Genomic DNA, 9,233 nt, shown 5'->3' on the forward strand with positions numbered 1-9,233 from the left:
CTTGTCGGCGCTGTCCTTTGATGTTCCGGGTTTCTTGTTCATCTTCGCTCCTTAAAGGCTACGATGAACCAGAACCCCTCCGGTGTTCAAATCCTCAAATCTGTCCCACAGGTGCTGACGTCAGACACGCCTGAGATCATGAATACGGATCAAGGGGCGCAGTTCACCGGATCGGCCTGGATCACGACGCTGACTGAGGCCGGGGTGCGTATCTCAATGGATGGGCTTGGTAGATATCTCGACAACATCTTTATTGAGCGTCTCTGGCGAAGCCTTAGGCAAGAGGCCATCTATCTTGAGGAAATCACCGATGGCTTCCAGGCTCGGCGCGTCGTCAAAGACTGGATCGGCTTCTACAACACCAGACGACCCCATTCTGCACTTGATAGGCAGGCGCCCGATGACGCATATTGGGCGGGCTTGGGAGAGCAAAAAACAGCATGAAATCTAAACCCGATACACCTTAGAAACGCTGCAAACCTGTCCGAAAAGAGGGGACTACTTCGATTGAGGGCTGTAACGTTTGCGCTATTCATGATGTTCCGGAATCTTGGCTTGACATGGCGACATGAAAATTACTACACGGAACATAAATATACCATCTGGTAGACACTTTGAATGAGCGGACGGGAGGAGAACAACAGCATGAGCAAGGACAACCCCACACCGGCAGCATCCGGGTCGCGGCGTGACTTGGAGACTATGGTCTACGAGTTGCGCGACGAGGTTGCAATTATCACCTTGAACCGCCCCGATGCACGCAACGCCCTTGATGTGCCGATGCGCAGGGAACTCGCCGAAGTGGTGGCAGAGATCCGCGACGACGATGGCGTGCGGGCAGTGGTCCTGACCGGTGCGGGCGGGGTCTTCTGTGCCGGTGGCGACCTGCGGGCGCTGAACGAGAAGCGCACCTCGGCGCAATCGTACAAGCGCATTGCCGACCTGCATGTGTGGTTGCCAAGCTTGGTAAACTTGGAAAAGCCCGTGATCGCGGCGGTGGACGGTCCCGCCTTCGGGGGTGGGATGAGCTTGGCGCTCGCGGCGGACTTCATCCTAGCCAGCGATTCGGCCCGTTTCTGTCAGGTCTTCGGTCGCATCGGGCTGATTCCCGATCTGGGCGGCATGTTCCTGCTTCCGCGCCTCGTCGGCCTGCAGCGCGCCAAGGAACTGGTCTTCTCCGGGCGGATCCTGCGCGCCGAAGAGGCCATGGCGATGGGCATCGTCCACAGCGTCCACGCGCCCGATCAGCTTCAGGGTGCGGCCTTCGCGCTTGCCCGCAGGTTCTGCAGCGGCTCGACGCTGGCGATCGGGCTGGCAAAAAACGTTCTCAATCAGTCCTTCAATCTGGATCAGCGCGCGATGGCCGAACTTGAGGCGATGGCCCAGGCTTTGTGCATGGACAGCGCCTATCACAAAGAGGCGATCCAGCGCTTCCTTGACAAGAAGCCGGCGCTTTTCGACTGGGAACGCATGGACAAGGAAGAGGCAATCTCATGAAAAAAGCCGTTATAACAGGAGCTTACAGTACTGACGTTGGGGATCTGCAGGGTGCCACCTGCATGTCGCTTCACACGGAGGCAGGGCTTGGCGCCTTGGCCGACTCGGGGCTGGCCGTGTCCGATGTCGATGGCCTTCTCTGTGCCTATTCGTTCACCGAACCGCATCTGATGCTGGCCTCGGTGTTCGCCGAATATGTCGGGATGCAGCCGGCCTACGCCTCGGCGGTCTCGATGGGCGGAGTCACGGCCTGCATGCTGGTGATGCAGGCGGCGGCGCTGGTCGAGGCGGGATACTGCCGCCATGTGCTGGTCGTGACCGGCGATAACCGGCTCAGCGGAATGAGGGGCAATGCCGTTCAGGCATTGGCTGAGGTTGGCAACCAGCAGTATGAGCAACCCTATGGCATGACCATCCCCGCAGCCTATGCCTTGGTGGCGCAGCGCTACATGTCGGAATTCGGCGTCACCTCGGAACAGCTTGCCGCGATTGCGGTGACCATGCGCGAACATGCGGCGCTCAATCCCAAGGCGCATATGAAGGCACCGATCACGGTGGATGACGTGATGAACTCGCGTTTCATCGCCACACCACTGCATCTGCTCGACTGCTGCCTGATATCGGACGGTGGCGCTGCCGTCGTGGTGAGTGCCGCGGACGCGGCCGCCGACCTCCGGCAACCTAGGATCGATGTTCTCGGCTCCGGACAGGGACACACGCACGAATACATCGTCGCTGCGCCATCGCTGACCGATTACGGTTGCAAACGATCCGCTGCGGATGCGTTGGGCCGTGCCGGGCTCAAGCCAGACGACATCGACGTTGTCGAGATTTACGACAGTTTTACCATCACGCTTCTGGCCGAACTGGAATCCATGGGATTCTTCCAGCGAGGCGAGGCCGGCGTGGCCGCCGCCGCGGGCGAGTTGAAGATCGGGGGCAAGCTGCCCTGCAATACGCATGGCGGGCTTCTCTCTTACGGGCATTCCGGCGCAGCCGGCGGCATGTTCCATGTGGTAGAGGCGGTCGAGCAGCTGCGCGGTGGCGTCGTAGACCGACAGGTGGAGGGTGCCGAACTCGCCCTTGTCCATGGTGATGGCGGCATTCTGTCCGCCCACTGTTCTATAGTTTTGGGGAGGGCTTGACAGATGGAAAAACCCGTTCCGCGTCCCAATGGGGATTCCGCACCGTTCTGGGATGGCTGTGCCGCGCATGAATTCCGCTTCCAGCGCTGCGGCGACTGCGGCAAGGCACAGTTCTATCCCCGCGCCGTCTGCGCTCACTGTCAGAGCCGCGACCTCAAGTGGGTGGTTTCCGACGGGAAGGGCACCGTTCACAGCGTGACGACCGTCTACCGGGGGCCGAGCCGTGCTTTCAAGGAAGACAGTCCCTACCAAGTCGCGCTTGTCGATATGGACGAGGGCTTCCGCTTCATGGCTAACGTGCGCGGCGGTGAGGCCGAGATCGGCACGCGGGTGCGTGTCATTTACGAAGAACGCGGCGATCAGACAATCCCGCAGGTCGAAATCGGGAGGTGAGGATGTTCAACTACGACCACTTTGAGGTTGGGAAAATCTACGGAAACGACACATTCACAGTAGACCGTGACCGGATCGGCAAATGGCTTGCCGTCTATCCCGATGACGACAACGGTGACCTGATGCCTCCGGGCATGACGGCGATGATCCAGATTCAGTGCTATATGACCTGCATCACGCCGCGGCCGAAAGGCAACGTGCACGGCAGCCAGGTCTTCGAACTGCAGCGGTTGCCGAAGGTGGGCGAGACGCTGACCACCGAGGTGGAATGCACAAAGAAGGAAATTCGCAAGGGGCGCAAGTGGGTGGAAACCACCTACACCACGCGCGACGGTGGCGGCGATGTCGTCTTCACCGGCGTGATGACGACCCTTGTGGCGGCCTGAGAAGGCAGGGAGGAACTGAGATGCCGAAAAACCTTGAACCCGTAAGCCTGAATGTCACCATGCCGACGATCATGGCCTATGCCGACCTCACCGACGATTACAACCCGATCCATGTCGATCGGGAATTCGCCGAGAAGACCGAGATGAAGGGAATCATCGCCCACGGCACCATGTCGCTGAACCTCATTTGGCAGTCGCTGCGTAAGACGCTTGGCAATGAGGCCGTGGCGGGCGCGCGGCTGAATATCCGCTTCGTGCGGCCCGTGCGCGAGAACGACACCGTGACCGGTGGCGGTATCGAGCAGGAGGGTGCGCCCGGCACCTACGATGTCTGGGTAAGCAATCAGAAGGGCGAGCAGGTCATCACCGGAACTGCCACGTTTTCGCAATGAAAGACAAAGGTAAGTCCAGCGACGGAAACTGTGCCGATCTGACGAGGGCGGATCGGCTGGGCAGGATGCTCAACGCCCGCAGTGTGGCGGTGGTGGGGGCATCCGATGACCTGCGCAAAGCCGGGGGGCGCGTGGTGAACTCGCTTCTCCACAACAATTTCCCCGGCAAGATCTATCCGGTCAACCCGGGGCGCGAAACCATTCAGGGCCTCGATTGCTATCCTTCGCTCGAGGCGATCGACGATGAGATCGACCTGGCGATCCTGTCGGTGGCCGCAGATGACGTGCCGAGTCAGTTGCGGCTCGGGTGTGATTGCGGCGTCGGCGGTTTCCTCGTTTTTGCCTCTGGATTTTCGGAGACCGGGTCCGAGGGTGCCGCGAAACAGGCGGAAATCGCCCGAATCGTCCAAGAGGCGGGCATTCCGATGATCGGGCCGAACTGTCTGGGCGTGATGAACGGCAATTGCGGGATGCTGGCATCGTCAACCGTCGTGATGGACGGCCGGAAGCTGCCAGCAGGCAACTACGGCTTCGTTTCCCAGAGCGGCGCATTGGGCACCTACTGGCTCGACATGTCGATGAAAGCGGGGCTCGGTGTAAGTTCCTGGATTTCCACCGGAAACGAGGCAGACGTCGATCTGGCCACCTGCCTGGACTACTTGGTTGAGGACGAGGAAACCGAGGTAATCGGGCTCTACATCGAGGGGGTGCGCGATGGCGCCGCCTTTCGCGCCGCCGCACGCAAAGCCTTCGAGCGGCGCAAGCCGGTGCTGGTACTGAAGTCCGGGCGCAGCCGTCAGGGCGCGACGGCCGCGGCCTCGCATACCGGTGCCCTGGCGGGCGAGGACGAAACCTACGACGCGGTGTTTCGGCAGTATAACATCTGGCGCGCCGATAGCCTGACCGACATGGCCAACCAAGCCCAGATCCTGCTGACGCAGCCGCGTTCGCCCGGGCAGCGGGTAGCGGTGATCTCGGTATCGGGCGGCGCCGGGGTCCTGATGACGGATGCCGCCGTGAGCGAGGGGTTAGACGTTCCCGACTTCGCCCCCGAAACCAAGGCGCGACTGGCGGAAATCCTGCCCGGATTTGCGACGCCGCAGAACCCGATTGACCTTACCGCCCAGATTGTGATGCACAAGACGATGCTGCGAGAGGTCTTGCAGATCATCAGCGACGGCACCGGCTACGACGGCCTGTTGCTGTTCATGGGCGGCCTCAGCCAGATCGCCGAGGAACTGGCCGACGCGCTGGTCAGCGAACTGCCCCGCAATATGCCCTGTGCGCTGACTTGGCAGGCAGCCCCCGACGAAGCGGTGCAGAAGGTGCGCGAGCGCGGCATCCCCGTTTATGGCGAGATCCACGATGCCGTCCGCGCCTTGGCCGGGCAGTTCCGGTTGGGTGCCGGCTGGGATGGCCCGGTCCCGGCCGAGGCACCGCCGATCCGCCAGAGTGGGCGGTTGGCGGACACCTTTGCGGTGGAGCATCGCAGCAAGGACTTTCTCTGCGGCGCGACGTCGCTTGAGCGCCCTGGTGGTGTGTTCGTGACAGATCCGGACGCGCTGACCAAGGCCGGGCCGGCGCTCTCCGCGCCTTTTGTAGTGAAATTGCAGAGCCCTGAAATGCTTCACAAGAGTGGCAGCGGCGGTATCACGCTGGGGCTCCAAAGCGTCGAGGCAGCGGCCGAGGCAGCGCGTTCGATGATCGAGTCGGCAAGCGCCCGCGGCATTCCCGTCGACGGGGTGCTTGTCGAAGAAATGGTTCCCTTCGATCATGAGTTCATCGTTGGTCTGCGTTGCGATCCGGTCTTCGGGCCGATGCTCGTACTGGGGCGCGGCGGGGTGACGGTCGAGCTTGAACCCGACGTGGCGCGCGCCTTCCTTCCGCTCGACGCCGCGCAGATCGAGGATTTGATCCGCTCGCTTCGCGCGGCACCGCTGCTGGCAGGTTTTCGCGGTGCACCGCCCTGTGATGTGGCCGCGCTCGCCCGCACCGTGAAGGAACTGTGCGACCTCTACCAGCGCGACGAAACGCTGGCCGAGATTGAGATCAATCCCCTCGTGGTGGACCGTGCGGGGCGCGTTGTCGCGCTTGATGCCCTGATGGCGCGGACGCGAGACGGTTCGGCGGGAGATGCGCCATGACGAACCCGCAGACGGAGGTGGATGCTTGGGGGGATGAGGCGCCCCCGCCCCTCACGGGCATGTCTGATCTCTTCGACAGTGCGCTGACATTACCGTCTAGGGTTCTCTGCGTCAGTGCGGCCATTATGCTGGTGGCAATGATGCTGGTAACCGTAGCCGACGCCATCCTCCGAACGGTTTTCCACGACGCCATAGACAATGCCGAACTGATGACCAGCCACTGGTTTCTCAGTGGCACGATCTTTCTTCCTCTTGCCTATGTTACGGTGCTCGACCGGCACATTTCGGTCGAGGTCGTGACCCAGTTTCTTCCGATGCGGGTGCAACAGCTTATGATGGGCCTGTTCATGGCCCTCGGATCGGCCATCTTCCTACTGTTGGCGTGGCAGTCCTGGGGGCTGTCGATCCAGAAGATGCAAATCCGCGAGTTCATTTCGGGAGCAACGACGTTCTATTCTTGGCCCGGTCGGTTCCTGATGCCCGTCGGGACCTTTTTCTTCGCCCTCGTGATGGCCGCACGGGCCGTGGGATATTTATCCGGTCGCGTGCGACCCTGATGACGCGTGGAGATACTTCATGACTGACTTGCAGATTGCCGGAGCGTCCCTCGCTGTTATCCTGTTGCTGGTGTTGCTGCGAATGCCGATCGCGATCGCGCTGCTTGGCGTGTCGTTCGGCGGCATCTGGATCGCCTATGGCTATCAGATTGCCACCGCCATGCTGACCGCGGTAACCTTCGACTTCTCCACCCATTCGAGCCTCAGCCCGATCCCGATGTTCCTTCTCATGGGTTTCGTTGCCTATTACGCGCGGATGACCGAACACTTGTTCAATTTCGCCCGGACGAGCTTTCTCAAGCGTCTGCCCGGTGGCCTCGCCGTTGCATCTATCGGCGGAGCGGCGATGTTCTCGGCCGTCACCGGATCAAGCTTGGCCTGCGCTGCCGCCTTGGGAAGGATCGCGGTTCCGGAGATGCTTCGGTCCGGCTACCAGCCGGGCCTGGCGACCGGCGTGATCGCCGCCGCCGGAACACTCGGGGCGATGATACCGCCCAGCCTGATCCTGCTTTTGTTCGGGATATTCGCCGAAGTGCCGATCGAAGCACTCTTCATCGGGGCCATCATTCCCGGCTTGCTGACAGCCTTCGCCTTCGCGCTCATGGTGGTCCTTCGGGTGTGGGCAAACCCAGCACTGGCCCCGCGCCCCAGCGACGAGGAACTTGACGGTATCGGACGTACGGGGCTGCGCGAGATCTGGCCCATCATCCTGCTGGTCGTCTGCGTTTTCGGTGGACTCTTCGCCGGGTTCTTCACCGCCACCGAGGCGGGCGCCGTCGGCGCGTTTCTGTCCTTCGTGATCGCGGCCGCAAATGGAAACCTGTCCTGGACTGTGACGAAACGCGCCTTGGTTGACACGATCGTGAGTTCAGCGGCGATCCTCATCATAGCCATGAGCGCCACCTTCTTCGCCAGTTTTCTTGCCCTGACGCAGTTTCCGGCTTTCATCTCCCAGATCGTCGCCGACATGCAACTCGGACGCGTCGAGCTGATGATAGCAGTGTTCCTGATTTATATCGTCCTAGGCATGTTCCTTGAGGTTCTGGGCATCATGCTTCTTACGTTGCCGGTGCTTCTGCCGCTCTTCGAGGCGATGGACATCAGCCTGATCTGGGTCGGAATTCTCGTGGCGAAGTATCTCGAGATGGGGCTGATTACGCCGCCCGTCGGGTTAAACGTGTTCGTTATCAAGAGCGTCGTCGGCAGGACTGTCCCTACCGATGTGATATTCCGGGGGATAACCTGGTTCGTCGCCACCGACATTGTCGTTATTGCGCTCCTGATCGCTTTTCCGGCGCTTACGCTGTGGCTGCCGGGTTTCTTGGACTGAACGAATAGTTGGAGCATAGAGAGCATGGACTTCGCACTGAACAACGAACAGAGGGAACTGCGTAACGCGATCGGCAAGGTCTGTGCGAAGTTCGATCTCGCCTATTGGCGCGACTGCGACGCGAACGAGCGCTATCCCGAGGAATTCTATCGCGAGATGGTGAACGGGGGGTGGGTTGGTCTGACCCTGCCTTCGGAATATGGCGGTGCGGGGCTCGGCATCACGGAAGCGGCGCTCGTGATGCAGGCGATCGTCGAATCCGGTGCCGGCTTTACCGGAGCCTCGACCATTCATTCCTATGTCTTCGCGCCGAACGCAATTGTTAAGCACGGAACCGACGAGCAGAAGAAGCGAATGCTGACCCCGCTCATCAAGGGCGAGGAAAGAGCCTGCTTCGCGATCACCGAGCCGAATTCGGGACTTGATACCGGGAGGCTGCGCACTCGCGCGGTGCGCAAGGGCGACCACTACGTGATGACCGGCGAGAAAGTCTGGCCCACGGCGGCAAGCATGGCGCAGCGAATGCTGGTGATTGCCCGCACCAAGCCGATCGAGGAATGCAAGCGGCCCATCGACGGGCTAAGCCTGTTCTACACCCACATGGATCCCGAATATGTGCGAACCCAGAAGATCCCGAAACTGGGTCGCAATGCGGTTGAATCCTGCCAGGTCTTCATCGATGGGCTGAAAGTGCCCGAAGAGGACAGGATCGGCCAAGAGGGTAAGGGATTTCAGTATCTGCTCGACGGCTTGAACCCCGAAAGAATCCTGGTGGCAGCCGAAGCCGTGGGGCTTGGTCGCGTTTCGCTGATGCGTGCCACCGAATACGCCAAGGAACGGGTGATCTTCGACCGCCCCATAGGCAAGAACCAGGGGGTTCAGCACCCGTTGGCGGAATGCTGGATGTACCTGGAAGCCGCCGATCTCATGATGCTCAAGGCCGCGGCGCTTTACGATGCGGGCGTGCCCTGCGGAGCCGAGGCCAACAGCGCCAAGTTCCTCGGTGCCGAAGCCGGCTACCGCGCCTGCGAACGCGCGGTGTTGACCCACGGAGGCTATGGATACGCTAAGGAGTTCGATGTCGAGCGCTATTTGCGTGAGGTCATGATTCCGCGCTTGGCACCGGTGAGCCGAGAACTCGTGATGTGCTATATCGCCGAACGCGTGCTGGGTCTGCCAAAGTCGTATTGACGATACAGAAAACGGAGGAACCAATGTTCACCAAGCCAATGGGCGCTGGTGCATAAATCATGCGTCGGCGCGAGTTGCCCCTTTCCCGTGTGGTGTCATGCGACGGCTTTGATCTCGGCTGTGCCGAGGGCGTTGTAGCGGTTCATGATTGCGATGCGGATCTGGATTTCGGCGGTCTGGCGGTCGGGGTCTCGTGAC

At 61.0% G+C, this 9,233-nt stretch carries 10 protein-coding genes and 1 pseudogene; 10 read left to right on the forward strand and 1 reads right to left on the reverse strand.

Features of this window, described 5'->3' with window-relative positions; all coding sequences use genetic code 11:
• Window positions 1-63 precede the first annotated feature (63 nt).
• The 10 genes from DL899_RS18465 to DL899_RS18510 all read left to right on the forward strand — a co-directional run bounded on the left by DL899_RS18465 (window position 64) and on the right by DL899_RS18510 (window position 9,035).
• Window positions 64-444: an integrase core domain-containing protein gene (locus DL899_RS18465; RefSeq protein WP_111735802.1), complete on the forward strand. Its 381-nt coding sequence runs from the start codon at window positions 64-66 to the stop codon at window positions 442-444.
• A 201-nt stretch (window positions 445-645) separates the two neighbouring features.
• Window positions 646-1,497, forward strand: coding sequence for an enoyl-CoA hydratase/isomerase family protein (locus DL899_RS18470; protein WP_239494768.1), 852 nt, complete (start codon window positions 646-648; stop codon window positions 1,495-1,497).
• Entirely contained in the window at window positions 1,494-2,642 is a 1,149-nt protein-coding gene (locus tag DL899_RS18475; RefSeq protein WP_111735804.1) for a thiolase family protein, read from the forward strand. The genes DL899_RS18470 and DL899_RS18475 overlap by 4 nt, the downstream gene beginning before the upstream one ends.
• Window positions 2,643-2,645: 3 nt before the next feature.
• Window positions 2,646-3,035, forward strand: coding sequence for a Zn-ribbon domain-containing OB-fold protein (locus tag DL899_RS18480; RefSeq protein WP_111735805.1), 390 nt, complete (start codon window positions 2,646-2,648; stop codon window positions 3,033-3,035).
• Between the two features lie 2 nt (window positions 3,036-3,037).
• The gene (locus DL899_RS18485) at window positions 3,038-3,421 is read left to right on the forward strand and encodes a MaoC family dehydratase (protein WP_111735806.1); all 384 of its coding nucleotides are present in this window, start codon (window positions 3,038-3,040) and stop codon (window positions 3,419-3,421) included.
• A 20-nt stretch (window positions 3,422-3,441) separates the two neighbouring features.
• Entirely contained in the window at window positions 3,442-3,813 is a 372-nt protein-coding gene (locus DL899_RS18490; protein ID WP_111735807.1) for a MaoC family dehydratase, read from the forward strand.
• On the forward strand, window positions 3,810-5,957 hold the full coding sequence (locus tag DL899_RS18495) for an acetate--CoA ligase family protein (protein WP_111735808.1): 2,148 nt from the start codon (window positions 3,810-3,812) through the stop codon (window positions 5,955-5,957). Before DL899_RS18490 ends, DL899_RS18495 begins: the two co-directional genes overlap by 4 nt.
• On the forward strand, window positions 5,954-6,514 hold the full coding sequence (locus DL899_RS18500; protein ID WP_111735809.1) for a TRAP transporter small permease: 561 nt from the start codon (window positions 5,954-5,956) through the stop codon (window positions 6,512-6,514). The genes DL899_RS18495 and DL899_RS18500 overlap by 4 nt, the downstream gene beginning before the upstream one ends.
• A gap of 19 nt (window positions 6,515-6,533) precedes the next feature.
• On the forward strand, window positions 6,534-7,844 hold the full coding sequence (locus DL899_RS18505) for a TRAP transporter large permease (RefSeq protein ID WP_111735810.1): 1,311 nt from the start codon (window positions 6,534-6,536) through the stop codon (window positions 7,842-7,844).
• Between the two features lie 24 nt (window positions 7,845-7,868).
• Window positions 7,869-9,035 carry an acyl-CoA dehydrogenase family protein gene (locus tag DL899_RS18510; RefSeq protein ID WP_111735811.1) on the forward strand — a complete coding sequence of 389 codons (1,167 nt, stop codon included), beginning with the start codon at window positions 7,869-7,871 and terminating at the stop codon, window positions 9,033-9,035.
• 95 nt (window positions 9,036-9,130) lie between these two features.
• Here DL899_RS18510 and DL899_RS18515 read toward each other — a convergent pair.
• Window positions 9,131-9,233, reverse strand: a pseudogene (locus DL899_RS18515) (IS5/IS1182 family transposase); the annotation flags it as partial.

The sequence above is a fragment of the Roseovarius amoyensis genome (assembly GCF_003260265.1).
GTDB classification, from domain to species: Bacteria; Pseudomonadota; Alphaproteobacteria; order Rhodobacterales; family Rhodobacteraceae; genus Roseovarius; species Roseovarius amoyensis.